The following is a 16966-nucleotide window of genomic DNA, read 5'->3' on the forward strand; positions in this document are numbered from 1 at the left end:
GGGCTTCCGGCGGGGGGGCAGGGCGTGGCGAGCAGTTCACCGTCGATGACGGTGACGGCCGAGCCGGTGAGGAGCGTACGGTCGCCGCGCAGCGCGGTCCGTACGAAACCGGTGCGGCGGGCGGGGCCCTGGAGGCCGATGAGTTCGTCGCGGCTCAGCCGGGCCGACCAGAACGGCGCGAGCGCGGTGTGCGCGCTGCCCGTCACCGGGTCCTCGTCGATGCCCACGGCAGGGAAGAAGCAGCGGCTGACGAAGTGGTAACCGCCGTCCGGGGCTTCGGCCGCGGCGGTGGCGATCACGCCGCGGCCGCCGGGCGAGGTGAGGGCCTTCAGGTCCGGCTCCAGTGCCCGTACGACCTTCTCGTCGGCCAGTTCGACGAGGAGGTCGCCGAGGTTCTCACCGGTGTCGTACGCGCCGCGGATCTCCGCGCCCAGCGCCTCGGCCACGGCCGGGGGCACCTCGACCGGCGTCAGCGGGGCCGTCGGGAAGTCCATGGTGACCGCGCCGCTGCCGTCGGCCGTCGTGGTGAGTACGCCGCTGCGGGTGGCGAAGCGGACCGTGCCGGTGGCGGTCCCGGTGGTGTGCAGGACGTGCGCGGTGGCCAGTGTGGCGTGGCCGCACATGTTGACCTCGGCGGCCGGGGTGAGCCAGCGCAGGGCCCAGTCGGCGTCACCGCCCGCGGGCAGCGGGTGGGCGAAGGCGGTCTCGGAGAGGTTGACCTCGGCGGCGACGCGCTGGAGCCAGGCGTCCTCGGGGAAGCCGTCGGCGTCGAACAGGACCACTCCGGCGGGGTTGCCGCCGAAGGGGCGGTCGGTGAAGGCGTCAACGATACGAATCCTCATGGCCTGGAGCTTAAGAGGCCACCTCTTCCCCAGACCAAGGCCAATCGCGAGCGACTGGACTGGTTTTGGTCCGAGGGGGGGGAAGTGGCTGCCTTGTGTGAGGCGAAGTGGCGTGGCTGCCGAAAGCTCCGCCTCAGGGCGCGACGAGCGGCTCGGCCTCGTACGCGCGGTGCAGCAGCTCCAGGAAGTCCGGTGCGTCCGGTACGGGCACCGAGCCGATCCGGTGTACGGCGACACCCGGAGTCCACGAGTTCATGACCACGCCGCCCGTCATGGCGGGCAGGTCGGCGAGCGTGACCTCCTGGACGCGCTGGGACACGCCGAGTCCCTCCAGCTGCCGCCGGACGATGCCCATCGTGGTGCCGCCCAGCATCTCGGCCGCGGGCCACACCACCGAGGTGCCGTCCCAGAAGGCCAGGTTCCAGATGGACCCTTCGCTGAGCCGGCCGCGACGGTCGACGAAGGCGGCATCGTCGAAGCCCCGGCCCGCGGCCTCGCGGAGGAAGTACGTCTTGCCCACCTCGCCGACGTGCTTCACGGTCGGCAGGGGCCGCTCGTACTCGACGGCCGCCAGCGTCAGCGGCCCCTGCGGTCCGGACGCGGCCGGGCCCGTACGGACGAGTACGTCGGGCTCCACGTCGGCGCCCGCCACGGTGAATTCGCCCGCGGGCGAGTACAGGGTGGCCGTCAGCGAGAGGTCGTCCGGGCCCGCCTCCAGCGCCGTCCGCAGATGAGCCCGCACCTGATCGTCGGCCACCGTCCGGCCGAACATCTCCTTGGACGCGGACCGCAGCCGCTCCAGGTGGAGGTCGAGCCCCCGGATCCGGCCTCCGCGCACCTGCATGGCGGTGAAGTGGGCGTAGCCCGCGAAAGCGAGCGGCGCCAACTCCTGGGCACTCGCCGCCCGGCCGTTACGTTGGACGACGAAAGAGGTCATGACATCACTCCAGCGGTACGGAATCGAGGGGGCAGACGGCAGCGGTCCGGCGCACGCTCGGTGAGCGGCGGTTGCGGAATGTTCGCTCCGGGAGTGACGTTAAGGCTTCACATCGGTGGCAAGGTCAACCTCGTACGAGATGTACGAGGCGGGGGAAGGGGACGGGCGGATGCTGATCGGGGAGCTTTCCCGGCGTACCGGAGTCAGTGCGCGGTTGCTGCGGTACTACGAGGAGCAGGGCCTGCTGGAGGCCGAGCGCGGCCCGAACGGCTACCGCTGCTACGACGACGGCACCGTGCTCACCGTGCGACAGGTCCGCGCCCTGCTGGACGCCGGCCTGAACACCGAGATGATCCGCTCGGTGCTGCCGTGCGCCCGGGGCGAGCAGCCGGTGTTCGAGATGTGTGTGGACGTGCAGGCCGTCCTGAACCGCGTGCTGGCGGACACCGACGAACGCATCGACGACCTCCGGCGCAGCCGCAGCGTCCTCGCCGGTTATCTGGGCGACAAGTCCTGACCTCTGCCGGAAGCCGTCCGGTCGCCGGACGACAGTGAGCCCAGGGCCGCATCGGCACCGGATGCCCTGGGGCTCCTCGCCGCGAGTACCGCGCGGCCCCACCTGACGAGGCGGCGAGGCCGCCTTCAGGTATCGAACATGACCACGTGAAGCCACGTGCAGCCGAGCTGCTGTCTTGTGCTGCCTTGCGCTGCCTCGTGCTGCCCCGGTGCTGCCCGACAGAGGCAGTGCCTGGCATTGCCATCCGAACAGTTCCGATATATCGTTGAAGCATCGCGAACGATCAAAGTGATGTCGCGAGTGATCAAAAGAAGCAATCGCGAGACGAAAGGAGCGCCCTCATGCGTTCCCATGGACACGAACACCACGGACAGGGCCGGCACGGCGGCCGAGGAGACTACGAAGGGCGGTTCGAGGGGCGGCGAGCCGCGTTCGGACCGTTCGGGCCGCCCTTCGGCGGGCCGCCTTTCGGCGGTCGGGGCCGCGGCGGCGGGCCGCGTGGCCGGGCGCGGCGCGGTGACGTACGCGCCTCGATCCTGGCCCTGTTGAAGGACCGGCCGATGCACGGTTACGAGATGATCCAGGAGATCGCCGAGCGCAGTGGCGGCGCCTGGAAGCCGAGCCCCGGCTCGGTGTACCCCACCCTCCAGCTCCTGGAGGACGAGGGGCTGATCAGCAGCGCCAGCGAGGGCGGCAAGAAGCTCTTCTCGCTGACCGAAGCCGGGCGCACGGAGGGGGAGAGCATCGCCGACGCCCCCTGGGAGGAAGCCGGCCGAGGCGTCGACTGGGAGGCCATGAACGAGATCCGCAAGGCGGGTGGCGGCCTGGTCGAGGCGTTCCGGCAGGTGTGGGCCACCGGCACGCCCGAGCAGCGGGAGAAGGCCATCACGGTGGTCAACAAGGCCCGCAAGGAGCTGTACCTGATCCTCGCCGAGGACGAGTGATCCACTCGCAGTCGGCCGTGTGATGTCGGGACGCGGTCATGACGACGGAGAGTGAGCTCGGCCGGGGCCGTGACCGGGGAAACCTGGTCGCGGCCCCTCTCGTATGGGCGCATGCGCGCTCCCCGCGGCTCTCAGGGGCGTCGCGCCACCTCTCCTCCGCAGGGATGAGATTTCCGAAAGGCGCGCCCAACCACGGGCGGATGCGCAAATGCTTCCCGCCGGGGATGTTCCGGGCGTCAGCTGCTGGTGGGGTGGGGATTGTGCAAAACCGTACTGCGTACAACAGCGGAGAAGGCCCTCCTCGCGAGGATCTCGAAACGCGGCTCACCGTGGAGCTCGCGTCGGTGGTCTCCGCTGCCCGCAGGCGCGCCACGCGGGACGGTGACCGCCAGGTGGACACGGCCCACCTGCTGCACGGGCTCCTGGAGGCGGACCCCTCGGTGCGGGCGGCGTTCGACGGCGGGGCGCAGGTCGCCCGGCTGCTCGGCTACCTGGTCCAGCGCAGCATCGGGTACGGCCTCCAGTGGCACGGCACCGTCGAGGACTCCGGTGCGGTGCCGGTGGTGACCGAGGGGGCGGTGCCGGGCTGGTCACCCGCCGCGGCCGCCGCGCTGGACGGCGCACTCGACCGCGCGCACGCCCGGTATGCGACCCATGCCGCCTGCCTCGACCTGCTCGCGGCCCTTGTGGACGATCCCGAGTCACGCGCGATCGAGGTGCTGCGCCGGGCTTCGGTCGATACGGAACAGCTGGCGGCCCGGCTGGACGGGGACCGTTCCGGTCAGGAATGACAGGCGCATCGAGGGTGACGCTGCTGACGGCCCCTGCCATGATGTGCCGATGCGACACGCGTCTACGGGGAAGCGGGGGGCCCTGGTGGGGGAAGGGGCCTCAGGGCGTACAGGGAAGTCGGGGGCTTTGGGGTCTTCGGGGCTTCAGGGGGCTCAAAGGGCTCCAGAGATTTTGGGGGCTACGGGGGCTACGGGGGCTACGGGGGATGTGATGACTGTGGGGACTGTGGGGAATTCGCATGCTTCGAGTGGTTGCGGAGGCTCGCGGCGACCGGGGAGCGGTGGCGGGAGTGGCCGCTCCCGCCACGTCGGACTCACCCTGGCGCTGATCTCCGCCTTCGCCTTCGGCGGTTCGGGCGTCGCCGCCAAGCCCCTGATCACGGCCGGTCTCGACCCCCTGCACGTCACCTGGCTGCGGGTCGCGGGCGCCGCCCTCGTCATGCTGCCCGTTGCCTGGCGCCACCGGCGGCTGCCGCTGCGCCGACCCGCCCTCCTCCTGGGCTTCGGCCTCCTCGCCGTCGCCGGCGTCCAGGCGTGCTACTTCGCGGCGCTCTCGCGCATCCCCGTGGGCGTCGCGCTGCTCATCGAATACCTCGCGCCCGCGCTGGTGCTCGGCTGGGTGCGGTTCGTCCAGCGCAAGCCGGTCACGCGGGCCGCGGCGGTCGGCGTCGTCCTGGCCGTCGGCGGACTGGCCTGCGTGGTCGAGGTCTGGTCCGGTCTCCGTCTCGACCCGGTCGGAATCGCCCTGGCCCTCGGCGCCGCCTGCTGCCAGGTCGGCTACTTCGTGCTCTCCGACCACGGCAGCGACGGCGAGGACGCGGCGGACCCGCTGGGCGTGATCGCGTACGGACTGCTGACCGGCGCGGCCGTGCTGACGGCGGTCGCACGGCCGTGGCAGATGGACTGGACCGTGCTCGGCGGCAGCGCCGACATGGCCGGGACCCGGGTGCCCGCCGTACTGCTGCTCGTGTGGATCGTGCTGGTCGCGACCGTACTGGCGTACCTCACCGGCGTTTTGTCGGTGCGCCGGCTGTCTCCGCAGGTGGCGGGGGTGGTGGCGTGTCTGGAGGCGGTGATCGCGACCGTACTCGCGTGGGTGCTGCTCGGCGAACGCCTCACCGCGCCGCAGATCGCGGGCGGGGTGGTCGTGCTCGCCGGTGCGTTCATCGCGCAGTCGGCGACACCGAAGGGGGACCGGTCGGACGAGGGACCCGGAGGAGGCGCGGCATCTGTACGGTCAGGTGGGCCCGCCACGGGTGAGGCCGCCGAGGCCAGTAGCACGCCGTGCCACGACGACCGGGGCGTGTCGGCGGGGCGGCGCACTTCGTGAGCCGGTAGCCGTCGGACTCGGTCGAGGCCCCTCATTTCGCCCCATTCGCCGGGAACGCGCAGCGCGCAACGCGGCGAGCGGGCGATCCGCGCTGGCGATCCGCGCAGGCCGGTCCTCCGTCGGCAACGTGGCAGGCGGCCTCCGCCGTGTAGACCGGTGTTGTGGAGACCGGCGTCGTGGCGAATGGCGCCGTGGCGAACGGTGTCGTGGCGAACGGGCCGCCCGCCCGTGAAGCCTTCTCCTCCGGTGGGCGGGCTGGTCCGTCCGTCTTCATCGGGCCCGATCACGGCTGCTTCACACAGGTCCTATCCCTGTTCGGCCGCCAGCCGCCGCAGCTGATGGGCGCGGGCTTGGGCGTCGTGGGGCGCCGCCCGTTCGGCCAGGCGTTCCGCGATCCGCCGTTGTACGGTCTCGCTGCGCTTGCCCGCGTACTTGAACTTGGCCCGTACGTCTGTGACTTCCAGTCGCAGTCCTCGGATGCCGGGCAGCTGGCGTCCGTACGGCGGGCCGTCGGCGGTGATCGGTGCCGAGCCGCCTTCGGGCTGGAAGTGCCCGGTCTGACGTGTCAGCAGTGCGGCCTTCTCCTGCGGGTCGTCCACGACGTGGGCCGTGCACGTGAGCTGTACGGCGGCGTAGAAGCTGGTCGGCACGCCGTGCTCAGGCGGGTCCTCCTCGGCGGCCTGCCACGGCCCGGGTATGAACGCGTAGTCGTCCACGACGCTCAGCAGTACGGCCGGGGAGGCTTCCAGTGCCCGCCATATCGGGTTGGGGCGGGCGAGATGGGTGACGGCCTCGCGGCGGGCCGGGTCGTAGGCGAAATGCAGGGGCTGGACGAGGGGCGGCGCGCCGGGAGGCCCGTTGACGGCGAGCTGGCCGAAGTCGTGGCGGCTCAGCCAGTCCTGCCACTCGGTGTCGTCGGTGGGCGCGTCCCACGGGTGGATCAGCATGCGGTCCTCCTCAGCGCGCGGAGAGATAGGCGGGTTCGGTGATCTCCGGGGCGAGGTCGTCGGCCGGGATCGGGGCCCCGTATACGGAGGAGACCGGCAGGACGCCGCTCCAGTGGGGGAGGGGGAGGTCCTCGGGGTCGTCGCTCGGGCCGCCGGTGCGGGTCTTGGCGGAGACCTCGGTCAGATCGAGGCGGATGACGGCGGTGGCGGCCAGTTCCTTGGCGTTCGCCGGACGCGAGTCGGCGGCGCGGCCCGGCAGTACGTGGTCGACCAGGGCGTCGAGCGCCGCCGTCTTCTCGTCGGGGTCGGTGACCTGGTGGGCGGTGCCGTGGACGACGACGCTGCGGTAGTTGATCGAGTGGTGGAAGGCGGACTTGGCCAGCACCAGGCCGTCGACGTGGGTGACCGTGACACACACGGGCAGCCCGGGGTCGGGCGCCTCACCGGCCATGCGCAGCGGGCGCGAGCCGGTCGAGCCGTGCAGGTAGAGGCTGTTGCCGACCCGGCCGTAGAGCGTGGGCAGGACGATCGGGGCGCCGTCGCGGACGAATCCGAGGTGGCACAGGTGTCCGGCGTCGAGGATGGCGTGCACGGTCTCGTGGTCGTATGCGGCGCGCTCGCGGGCGCGGGTCGGTACGGTGCGCTCCGTCCGGGTGAAGGACAGGTCCTGGGGCGCCTGGGGCATTGCGGACTCCATTGCACTAGTGCATAATTGGTTTTGTGCTAGGAGAGTATCGGATCGAAGGGCGGCGCGCATCGGAGATTGCCGCCAGTGTCGAGCGAGCCGTCGGTGCGGGCGAGCTCCAACCAGGCGAAGTCCTGCCCCCGATGCGGGAGTTGGCCGTCTATCTGGAGGTCAATCCCAATACGGTGGCGTCCGCGTACCGGACACTGCGGGACCGGGGGGTGATCGAGACAGCGGGCCGCCGGGGCAGTCGGGTGCGCCCGCGGCCGGCGAGTACGCCCCGCGAGGCCGCGCAGGGCCCTGTGCCGCCCGGCGTGCGCGACGTGGCCGCCGGGAATCCCGACCCCGCGCTGCTGCCCGCCCTCGGGCAGGCGCTGGCCGCGGCTGCCGCCCGCAGCGCGGAGCAGCCGACGCTGTACGGCGCCCCCGCCGTCGGTACGGAGCTTGAGCGGATGGCCCGCGCCGCCTTCGAAGCGGACGGGGTGCCGAGCGGGGCCGTCGCCGTCACCTCCGGTGCGCTGGATGCGATAGAGCGTGTGCTCGGCGCGCATCTGCGTCCCGGTGATGCGGTCGCTGTCGAGGACCCGGGCTGGGGGAGCCTGCTGGATCTCATCCCGGGCCTCGGGCTGCGGGCCGTGTCGGTCGCGGTGGACGACGACGGGCCGCTGCCCGCGCAGGTCGACCTGGCGGTGCGCGACGGCGCCCGCGCCCTGGTCGTCACGGACCGGGCGCAGAACCCGACAGGTGCGGTGCTCAGCCCCGGGCGGTCCCGCGAGCTGCGCGAGGTGCTGGCGGACCATCGGGACGTGCTCCTGATAGAGGACGACCACGGCCATGACATCGTCGACCTCCCGCTGCACCCGCTCGCGGGTGCCACGGACCACTGGGCGCTCGTCCGGTCCACCGCCAAGGCGTACGGTCCCGACCTGCGGCTCGCCGTGCTGACCGGCGACGCCGTGACGGTGGACCGGGTGCGGGGGCGCCAGCGGCTCGGGCCCGGCTGGGTGAGCCATCTCCTGCAGGACGCGGTGGTGCACCTGTGGCGTACGGGAGCGGTGGACCCGAAGGTCGTCGCGGGCGCGTACGGCAGGCGCCGGGACGCCCTGATCGACGCTCTGGCGGCCCGCGGTATCCGAGCGCGGGGGCGCAGCGGGATGAACGTGTGGATTCCGGTCCCCGACGAAACCGGCGCCACCGCCCGGCTGTTGCACGCCGGCTGGGCCGTCGCGCCCGGGGCCCGATTCCGTATGCATTCGCCACCCGGCATACGCGTCACGATCGCGGGTCTCGCGGAGGACGAGCTGCTGAGGCTGGCGGACGCCATCGCTTCCGCCGTCGAGCCGAAGGAGGCGCGCCGCTACGACTGAAGTGAACGCAAGCGGAGGGACCGCACACCGGCGACAGCGGCACGCCCGCCCCGCGGGCCGGGGGCAGGGACGCGCGGCACGGTCGCGGAGGCCGCAGGCCCGCCCACCGCACGTCCGTAGGGCGGTGGGCGGGCAGGCGGGGCAAGTTGAGCGGGCCGGGTGGACCGAGCGGACTGAGCGGACCGGGCAGACCGGGCGGGCCGTGTGGACCGTGTGGATCGAACAGGCTGAGCGGGCCCAACAGGCCGTACAGGGAGGGGGAACGATGCTCGTTACCGTCGCACGATGCCTGATCAGAGCTTTCTTGTCCGTGGTGCGCGGGTGGCCGTCCGGCGGATCTCCTTTCAGGACCGGGAGGAGATCGCGGGCCTGGACCGTGAGAGCGCCGCACTGCACCACCCGTGGGTTCCCGCGCGGGAGACCGGTCCGGAGGCGTTTCGCGCGTACGTCGCCAAGTTCGACCGGCCCGACCACGAGGGGTTCGTGGTGTGCCTGCGGGACAGTGGCGCGATCGTCGGCGGAATCAATATCAACAACATCGTGCGGGGCGGTATCCAGAGCGGAGCCCTCGGTTACGTCGCCTACGCGTCCACCGCCGGGCACGGCTATATGACCGAAGGGATGCGGCTCGTCGTCGAGTACGCCTTCACCGAGCTGGGGCTGCACCGACTGGAGGCCAACATCCAGCCTGGCAACGACCCCTCCGTCCGGCTCGTCGAACGGCTGGGCTTCCGGCTTGAGGGCTACTCCCCGCGCTTCCAGTACGTGGACGGTGCATGGCGGGACCATGAGCGGTGGGCGGTCACGGCCGAGATGACCGGGCACGCCGCCGGTGGACGCTCCCTGGAAGGACGCTGACCGGGGCATGACACCGCATCCGGACCTGCGTCGGGACCTGCGTCGGGACCTGCGTCGAGACCTGCGTCCGGACCTGCATTCGGGTCTGCATCCGGGCTAGGCGGGGCGTCGTGGGGTGGTGTGGCGGGGGCGGCTCTGGGTGAGAGCGGCGCCTGCCAGGACGATCAGTGCGCCGACGGGGGTGTTCCAGCTGAGCTGCTCGCCGAGCAGCGCGACACCGGCCGTGGTCGCGATCACGGGGACGAAGTAGGTGACCATCTGGGCGGTGGTGGGGCCGACCTCCGCCACCAGTCCGTACTGCAGCAGGAAGGCGAAGCCGGTGCCCAGGACGCCGAGCGCGAGGACCGCGAGAAGGGGGACGACGGGGTAGGAGGCCGGAGCGGAGGTGAAGAGCGCGGTCACCACGCCGACCTGGGCGGTGGCGAGGAGCATCTGCGTGCCGGAGAGGGCGACGTTGGATTCCTTGGCGCCGGCGAGGGTGCGCCGGACGTAGATCCAGCCGATGGGGTAGCTCAGGGAGGCGCCGAGGGCCATGGCCGTGCCCGTGGGATCCGTACCGGAGAAGCCCTGCCAGGCGCCGAGCACGGTCAGTACGCCCAGGAAGCCGAGCCCGAGTCCCGCGACGCGGCGGCGGGTGGGCCGGTCCTCGGAGAGGGCGACGAGGGAGAGGGCCATGCCCCACAGCGGGGAGCTGGCGTTGCAGATGCCGGCCAGGGTGGAGGGGATGGTCAGCTCGGCGTAGGCGAAGAGGGAGAAGGGGAGGGCGTTGAGGAAGAACGCAGCGACCGTCAGATGACCCCAGGTCCGTGCGGAGCGGGGCAATCGCGCACGCTTGGCCACCAGCACGGCGACGAGCACCGCCGTGCCGAATGCCAATCGGCCGAAGGTGACCTGCAAGGGCGCGTACGCCTGCGTGCCGACCTTGATGAAGAGAAAGCTGAAGCCCCAGACCAGGCACAGGATTCCGAACCGAAGGCGCCAGTCGAGCGCGCGGCGCCGCGTCCGCGATGGCACGGGGGTGGTGGCCGCGGCGGCGGGAACGGAGGGGGAACCGGTGTCGGACGGGGACGGAGGGGCGGGAGCCGTCTCGGCTCCGGAAGGCGCGGCGGTGCTCATGGGAACTACGATGCTGGGCAGCATTTCTTAGCACAAGATATTTTTTGTTGACCCACGGATTAGCATTGCTTACATGTTGAACCTTGATCGTCTGCGGACGCTGAGTGCGGTGGCACGGCACGGCTCGGTGAGCGCGGCGGCGGACGGGCTGCATGTGACCACCTCCGCCGTCTCTCAGCAGCTCGCCAAGCTGGAGCGGGAGACGGGGCAGCAGCTGCTGGCCAAGAACGGCCGTGGTGTACGGCTGACTGACGCCGGCAGGCTGCTGGCCGACCACGCCGTACGGATCCTCTCGCAGGTCGAGCTGGCCCAGGCCGAGCTGGAGGCCCACCGTGGCCAGGCCGTCGGTGAGCTGCGGCTCGGCGCCTTCCCCACGGCGGCGCGCGGCCTGTTCCCCGCGGCGCTGGCCGGGCTCCGTACCGGGCACCCCCAACTCCGGCCGCTGCTGCGTGAGATGGAGCCGGACGCGTCCGTGCGGTGCGTGGTGCGCGGTGACATCGACTTGGGCGTCGTTCTGGACTGGCACAACCGGCCGCTCTCGCTGCCTGACGGCCTGGCCAAGGCGCCGATCCTGAACGACCCCGCCGACGTGGCCATGCCGGCCGACCACCCCCTGGCGCACCGCGAATCGGTCGAGTTGAAGGACCTCGCCGACGACGAGTGGGTCTCCTGGCCGCAGGGCGAGTTCTGCCACGACTGGCTGATGTTCACCCTGCGGAGCCAGGGGATCGAGCCGCGCATCTCGCACATGGTGGAGGAACACCACACCCAATTGGCGCTGATCGGAGCCGGACTGGGTGTCGCGGTGGCGCCCCGGCTGGGTCGCGGGCCGGTGCCGGAGGGGGTGCGTGTGGTGCCCGTACGGCACACGATGCGGCGGCACGTCTACGCGATCTGGCGGGCCGACGCCGACCGGCGGCCGTCCATCCGTGCCGCGGTCGCGGCGTTGCGCGCGGCGGGCAAGGAGGTCGAGGGCCGCTGACAATCCTGCGAACCGGCGCCCGCGACTGGCATGGTGACGCGTAGGGGGGAGTGAAGCATCGAGGTGGTCGCGTACGGCCGGCTGGCTGGCCTGCGGCAGGAGCCGCCGCGATCACTGACGTACGCGAAGCGCTGTCCGGGGAGACTGCGCCCGCGTCGAGTGGGGTCTACCGGGGGTCTCCGGCCGGGAGTAGGCGCGAAGAAACGTTTTGCCTCGCGCCCGCGCCGCGAAACGGCGCACAAACCTCTCGTGCGTGGTGACGGCTGTCCCGTCGGTTTTGCACCCGCTGCCACCGTTGAGCGGCTATGGAGTCGAGTTCCTCCGGGCGGGCGGATTGGTGGGCGGACGGACGGATCGGTGGGCGGACGGATGTGGGGGCAGGGCGGATGAGTCCTTGAGGTAGCGGTCGAACCACGCCTTCGTACGGTCGGCGAGGCGGCCGGTCTCGCGGTCGCCGCCGTCGTGCCCCCCGGCGACCCAGTCGACGGAGACCGGTGCGCCGTTCTTGCGGAGCGCCCGGTACGTCGCGTCGGCCTGGCCGAGCGGGAACAGCGAATCGGTTCTGCCCTGCATGAGGAGCGCCGGGACCTTGATCCGGTCCGCGACGGCGGAGGGGCTGCGCGCTTCGAGGAGCTTGCGGTCGGCGGAGGATGGGGGCGATGGGGTCCATGGGGCGATGGGGGTGCCCGGGGCCGTCCTTCGTTGGTGATTGGTCACTGGTCAGCGGTCACTGGTCACTGGTCAGCGAGCGGTCACTGGTCATTGGTCGCCGCTGTCCGTTCACCGTCACCGTCACCGGGCACCGGGCACCGGAACGACGCCCCGGATCAGTCCGAGGTCCAGCAAGTCCTGGGGGCGTATGCGGAGTTGGTCGGCTGTGTCGCGTACGGCGTCCGTGTCGCGTTTGAGGATGGCGGCGGCTGCTTCGGGGGCGATGACGGAGAAATAGCTGTCCGGTGTTGCCCACAGGCGGCCCGGCGCGGCCAGGGCCAGCGCCCCGCCGGACCCGCCCTCGCCGATCAGGAGTGAGGTGACCGGCGTACGGGCCGACGCCAGCGTGGCGAAGACGTCCGCGATGGCGGCGCCCGCGCCGGCCTGTTCGGCTGCCGCGTCGTTGGCCGCGCCCGGGGTGTCGATGAGGGTGAGCACGGGTATGCCGAGCCGGTCCGCCATCCGGACCAGCCGGGCGGCCGTGCGGAATCCCGCGGGGCGCACCGCCGTGCCGCATTGGGCCGCGAACGCGATCGTGCGCCCGTCGCGCCGGCCGAATCCGCAGCGTATGCCGGGGTCTGTGCCGCCGCAGCGGTCGCCGTTGACCTCCTCACGCCAGTCGAAGTACGCGTCCAGATACGCCGCTGCGCGCGGGCGCTGCTCGGCGCGGGCCGAGCGCACCGCTTCCCACCCGGATGCCGGGAGCCGGGGCGCCCCGAGCGCGTGCGGGGGCGGCGCGGCTTCGAGGGCGGGGCCCGCTCCATCGGCGGCCGGGGCCGGGGCGGCCGATGGCGTAGCTGCAGCTTCCGCCGTCCCTTCCGCCGTCGTTCCCGTTCCGTCTCCGGAAGACAGCAGGCGCAGCCAGCGGCCGAGCGCCGTGCGCAAGCGGTCCCGCGGGACGACGGCGTCGATCTGTCCGGCTGCCAGCTGGCCTTCGGCGCTGTACGCGTACGGGTCGGCGTCCATCGGCCGTACGCGTGAGCCCGCGAAGCCGATCTGCGCGCCCGGAAGCGCGAGGATGACATCGGCGCCCGCGCCGAGCGTCGCCCAGCCGCCGCCGGTCGTCGGATCGCGGACCACGGCGATCTGCGGCAGCCCCGCGGCCCGGGTCAGCGCGGACTGGGCGGCCACCCGCTGGAGCTGGGTCAGGGCCCGCATGCCCTCCTGCATCCGGCTGCCGCCCGTGGCGATCAGGGTCACGACCGGCAGGCGCAGTTGTCGCGCGCGGGTGTAGGCGGCCACCAGCCGGTCGCCGGTGCGCTCGCCGAGGGAACCGCCGAGGAAGCCGAACTCGAAGGAGATCAGGACGGTCGGCACACCGGCGATACGGGCGGTTCCGCTGATCACGGACTCGTCCTCACCGGTCCGCTCCCGCGCCCGCTGCCGGGCGGAGCCGTAGCCGTCCCAGCCGAGCGGCCCGTCGTCGTACGGAGCGGCCACCGTCCCGGCGGAGCCGCCCGCGTCCGCGCCCGTGCCGGATGCCGACTCGGATGCCGGCTCCGATACCGGACTTGATGCCGGATCCGATGCCGGCCCAAGCGGATCCGCTTCCGGCTCTGACTCCGACGCCGGGAACTCGCTGAAGGCGTCCGTCACCACGGCCACCGCCTCCCGCGCCGACCAGCGCGGCGACGGAACAGCTCCGCCGCCCTCCGATCCGGAACGCCCGGAGCCGGAGCCGGAGCCGCCCGAGCAGGAACCATCCGAACCGGACCCGGACCCGGACCCGGACCCGGACCCGCCCGAGCGGGAACCATCCAAGCCGGAGCCGCCCAAGCCGGAGCCGCCCAAGCCGGAGCCGCCCAAGCCGGAGCCGCCCAAGCCGGAGCCGCCCAAGCAGGAGCCGCCCAAGCAGGAACCATCCAAGCCGAAACCGCCCAAGCCGCCCCCATCCGATCCCCCCTGCACCGCGTCGCTACGCACGGAGTTCCCGTTTCAGGATCTTGCCCATGTCGTTGCGCGGCAGGGCGTCGAGGAAGTGGACGACGCGGGGGCGCTTGTGCGGTGCGAGCTGCCGGGCCACGTGGTCGACGAGTTCGGACGCGGACGGCGTGTCCGCCGTGGCACCGGCGCCGTCGGCCTGCGGTTCCGGCACGATCCAGGCGACGATCCGCTCGCCCAGGTCCTCGTCCGGTTCGCCCGTGACGGCGGCCTCGGCGACGCCCGGGTGCTCCAGCAGGGCGTTCTCGATCTCGCCCGCGCCGATCTTGTAGCCACCGCTCTTGATGAGGTCGGTGGCCTTGCGCCCCACGATGCGGTAGTTGCCGGCCGCGTCGCGGGTCGCCATGTCGCCCGTACGGAACCAGCCGCCGTCGAAGGCCGCCGTGGTGGCGTCCGGGCGGTTGAGGTACTCGACGAACAGGTTGGGGCCGCGGACCTGGATCTCGCCGACCGTCTCGCCGTCGCTCTCCTCGATGGCCTGGCCGGATTCGTCGACGAGCCGGACGTACACCCCGGGCAGCGGGACGCCGACGGTGCCGGGCGCGGGCTCGCCGTCGGCCCGTACGCTCGTGTTCATCAGCGTCTCGGTCATGCCGTAGCGCTCGACGACGCGGCAGCCCGCGGCGGCGGCGAGCCGCTCGTGGTCGGTGCGCGGCAGCGCCGCGGAGCCGGACACCAGGAGGCGGGCCCGGCCCAGCGCCTTGGCCAGCGCCTCGTTCTCGCCCGCCTCGGCGGCCAGGCGGTGGTACATCGTCGGTACGCCGAACAGCATCGTGCCGTCCGCGCTCAGCTCGCGGACGACGCCCTCGGTGCTGAACCGCCCCAGGTGGTGCACACTGCCGCCGCGCCGCAGCGGCCCGAGGATGCCCAGCACCAGGCCGTGCACGTGGAACAGCGGCAGGCCGTGCACGAGGACGTCGTCGGCGGTCCACTGCCACGCCTCCGCCAGCGCGTCCAGGGTGTGCGCGATGGCCCGGCGGGGGATGACGACTCCCTTGGGCGGGCCGGTCGTGCCGGACGTGTAGACGATCAGGGCGGCGGACTCGGCGCCCGGCTCGTACGGAAGCGGGGGCACCTCCTCGCTGTCGGCGGCGGGCTCGACGTCGAGACGGGGGAGGGCCGCCAGCGCGCCGGGCAGCTCGGCGCCCGGCTCGGCCAGCACGAGCGTCGGCCCGCTGTCCGACACGATGTGCGCCAGCTCGCTCTCGCCGATCTTCGGGTTGACGGGCACGGCGGGCACCCCGGCGAGCAGCGAGGCCACCACGGCGACCGCGGTCTCCAGGGTGGGGGTGGCCCAGACGGCCACCCGGGTCTCGCCGCCGAGCCGCTCGGCGAGCCGGCACGCGACCGCGGCCAGTTGGCGGTAGCTGAGCGCACGCTCGCCGAAACGCAGTGCGGGCTGCGGCGATGCGTCGCTCAGTGCCGGAAAGAGCACGTTCACCAGGTCTCCCTCGTCCTCGTCGTCCCATGTCGGTGCCACCGCCCCGGACCTGCCGGGAACGGGCCGACCCCCACCACTTTGGCAGAGACCACCGACAACGCGATCACGCGGCGCCGCGTACGGGTGCGGCAGGGCCGCGGCACCGGGCGGGGAGGGGCGCCCGGCGCGGTCCGGTCACCCCGTCATCTTGCGGAAGTCCCAGGAGACGACCGATTCCGGGACCAGCCGCAGCCAGGCGTGCCGGCCGTCGTGCGGCATCCGGTCCAGGCCGAAGTACTTGGTGGCGAACAGCTCCTCCGGAGCGTCGAGTTCCGGACAGGTGCCACCCGCTCGCGGTACCTCGCCGACGACGGCCACGCTGCCGCTCAGCTCCACGCCGCGCAGCTCCCCGTAGCCGTGCCCGTCGTCGACGACCACCGCGATCCGCGGGTCCTTGCGCAGCTGGGCCCACCGCTTGCTGCGGGTGATCGAGTACAGCCAGAGCGCCGTGCCGTCCCAGGCGAACCACAGGGCGCCGACGTGCGGCGCGCCGTCCGCGCTCACGGTGGCCACCCGGCACGTGCGCTGCTCGGCCAGGAAGGCGTCCCGTTCGCGTGGCGTCATCATGATGCGGCGCCCGCGCCGCTGTGTGCCGGTCATCCGTCGTCCACCTCCGCCGTACGGCCTGACTGGGTGTCAGGAATCATGCGGTCTCTTCCGTGCCGGCGCAATGGCGGCTACGCTCGCGCGGCTCGCGACGCCACCGCGGGCACGCGCGCCGGCACGCGTCGGAACAACACACGTCGGAACGGCACACGTCGGAACAACACGCGTCGGAACGGCACGCGACGACCGACCCCGGGAAGGGACGAGACGATGGCATCGGGCGCCCGCCTCTTGGAACAGACCGATCCGGCGACGACGGCGCTGCTCACCGTCGAGTGCCAGCGCGGCGTCGTGGGGCCGGACAGCGCGCTGCCGGAACTGGCCGACGCGGCCCGCACGTCCGGCGCCCTCGGCCGGGTCGCGCGGCTGGTCGCTGCCGCGCACGACGCGGGCGTACAGGTCCTGCACGCCGTCGCCGAGCGCCGCCCGGACGGCCGGGGCGCCAACCGCAACGCGCGCCTGTTCGCCGCCGCCGAGCGCCTGCCCGTACAGCAGCTCACCGGTACGACCGCGGTACGGATCGCCGACCCGGTGCCCGTCTCCGAGGCCGACCTGATCGTGCGCAGGCTGCACGGCCTGTCACCGCTCGCCGGTACGGACGTGGACCCGCTGCTGCGCAACCTCGGCTGCCGGACGCTCGTCATCGCCGGGGTGTCGGCGAACGTGGCGATCCCCAACGCCGTCTTCGACGCGGTCAACCTCGGATACACGGCGGTGGTGCCGGCCGACGCCATCGCCGGCGTGCCTGCCGACTACACCGCGGCGATGGTCCGGCACACCCTCGCCCTCGTCGCCACCGTCACGACCACCGGCGACCTGCTCTCCTGCTGGAGACGGCCGCGCCGGGCCGGGACCGCCGCCGGGTGACCCGCCGGGCGGGCGCGGTCGCCGGGACCGTCCGGAGCGGCCTGC

15 protein-coding genes and 2 pseudogenes are annotated in these 16966 nt (G+C 72.6%); 8 read left to right on the forward strand and 9 right to left on the reverse strand.

Translation table 11 applies throughout. The features are described from left to right. Window positions 1–23: 23 nt before the first annotated feature. Window positions 24–842 (reverse strand): annotated as a pseudogene (locus A6A06_RS10955) (PhzF family phenazine biosynthesis protein); the annotation flags it as partial. A 133-nt stretch (window positions 843–975) separates the two neighbouring features. After that, a complete protein-coding gene (locus tag A6A06_RS10960; RefSeq protein WP_073761031.1) occupies window positions 976–1779 on the reverse strand; it encodes an aminotransferase class IV family protein in 804 nt (267 codons plus the stop codon). Between the two features lie 169 nt (window positions 1780–1948). Between A6A06_RS10960 and A6A06_RS10965 the strand changes: the two genes are divergently transcribed. The 4 genes from A6A06_RS10965 (at window position 1949) to A6A06_RS10980 (ending at window position 5361) form a co-directional block, all read left to right on the forward strand. After that, window positions 1949–2296: a MerR family transcriptional regulator gene (locus A6A06_RS10965; protein WP_073761071.1), complete on the forward strand. Its 348-nt coding sequence runs from the start codon at window positions 1949–1951 to the stop codon at window positions 2294–2296. Window positions 2297–2637: 341 nt separating this feature from the next. Further along, on the forward strand, window positions 2638–3240 hold the full coding sequence (locus A6A06_RS10970; RefSeq protein ID WP_073761032.1) for a PadR family transcriptional regulator: 603 nt from the start codon (window positions 2638–2640) through the stop codon (window positions 3238–3240). Window positions 3241–3500: 260 nt separating this feature from the next. Next, a complete protein-coding gene (locus A6A06_RS10975; protein WP_073761033.1) occupies window positions 3501–4031 on the forward strand; it encodes a Clp protease N-terminal domain-containing protein in 531 nt (176 codons plus the stop codon). A 211-nt stretch (window positions 4032–4242) separates the two neighbouring features. Then, on the forward strand, window positions 4243–5361 hold the full coding sequence (locus A6A06_RS10980) for a DMT family transporter (protein WP_079193944.1): 1119 nt from the start codon (window positions 4243–4245) through the stop codon (window positions 5359–5361). A gap of 305 nt (window positions 5362–5666) precedes the next feature. Here A6A06_RS10980 and A6A06_RS10985 read toward each other — a convergent pair whose 3' ends face one another. Beyond that, on the reverse strand, window positions 5667–6308 hold the full coding sequence (locus A6A06_RS10985) for an FMN-binding negative transcriptional regulator (RefSeq protein ID WP_073761034.1): 642 nt from the start codon (window positions 6306–6308) through the stop codon (window positions 5667–5669). A gap of 10 nt (window positions 6309–6318) precedes the next feature. Next, window positions 6319–6993, reverse strand: coding sequence for a pyridoxamine 5'-phosphate oxidase family protein (locus A6A06_RS10990; protein ID WP_073761035.1), 675 nt, complete (start codon window positions 6991–6993; stop codon window positions 6319–6321). A 35-nt stretch (window positions 6994–7028) separates the two neighbouring features. On the opposite strand from A6A06_RS10990, the gene A6A06_RS10995 reads away from it, so the two are divergent. Then, window positions 7029–8360: an aminotransferase class I/II-fold pyridoxal phosphate-dependent enzyme gene (locus tag A6A06_RS10995; protein ID WP_073761036.1), complete on the forward strand. Its 1332-nt coding sequence runs from the start codon at window positions 7029–7031 to the stop codon at window positions 8358–8360. 285 nt (window positions 8361–8645) lie between these two features. Further along, entirely contained in the window at window positions 8646–9218 is a 573-nt protein-coding gene (locus A6A06_RS11000; protein WP_073761037.1) for a GNAT family N-acetyltransferase, read from the forward strand. 96 nt (window positions 9219–9314) lie between these two features. On the opposite strand, the gene A6A06_RS11005 is transcribed toward A6A06_RS11000, so the two are convergent. Beyond that, window positions 9315–10334 (reverse strand): DMT family transporter, encoded by a 1020-nt coding sequence (locus A6A06_RS11005; protein WP_079193945.1) that lies wholly within the window; start codon window positions 10332–10334, stop codon window positions 9315–9317. Between the two features lie 73 nt (window positions 10335–10407). Between A6A06_RS11005 and A6A06_RS11010 the strand changes: the two genes are divergently transcribed. Then, on the forward strand, window positions 10408–11316 hold the full coding sequence (locus tag A6A06_RS11010) for a LysR family transcriptional regulator (RefSeq protein WP_073761039.1): 909 nt from the start codon (window positions 10408–10410) through the stop codon (window positions 11314–11316). 363 nt (window positions 11317–11679) lie between these two features. On the opposite strand, the pseudogene A6A06_RS11015 reads toward A6A06_RS11010, so the two are convergent. The 4 genes and pseudogenes from A6A06_RS11015 to A6A06_RS11030 form a co-directional block, all read right to left on the reverse strand. Beyond that, window positions 11680–12033: pseudogene (locus tag A6A06_RS11015) on the reverse strand (alpha/beta hydrolase family protein); the annotation flags it as partial. Between the two features lie 75 nt (window positions 12034–12108). After that, entirely contained in the window at window positions 12109–13632 is a 1524-nt protein-coding gene (locus tag A6A06_RS11020; RefSeq protein ID WP_073761040.1) for a carboxyl transferase domain-containing protein, read from the reverse strand. 310 nt (window positions 13633–13942) lie between these two features. Further along, window positions 13943–15409: an acyl-CoA synthetase gene (locus tag A6A06_RS11025; protein WP_199930818.1), complete on the reverse strand. Its 1467-nt coding sequence runs from the start codon at window positions 15407–15409 to the stop codon at window positions 13943–13945. A gap of 174 nt (window positions 15410–15583) precedes the next feature. Further along, entirely contained in the window at window positions 15584–16048 is a 465-nt protein-coding gene (locus A6A06_RS11030) for a pyridoxamine 5'-phosphate oxidase family protein (protein WP_073761041.1), read from the reverse strand. 216 nt (window positions 16049–16264) lie between these two features. Here A6A06_RS11030 and A6A06_RS11035 point away from each other — a divergent pair, with 216 nt between their 5' ends. Continuing rightward, window positions 16265–16921, forward strand: a complete 657-nt coding sequence (locus A6A06_RS11035; protein WP_073761042.1) for a cysteine hydrolase — start codon at window positions 16265–16267, stop codon at window positions 16919–16921. Window positions 16922–16966: the final 45 nt, after the last annotated feature.

The sequence above is a fragment of the Streptomyces sp. CB02923 genome, from assembly GCF_001905005.1.
GTDB lineage: Bacteria > Actinomycetota > Actinomycetes > Streptomycetales > Streptomycetaceae > Streptomyces.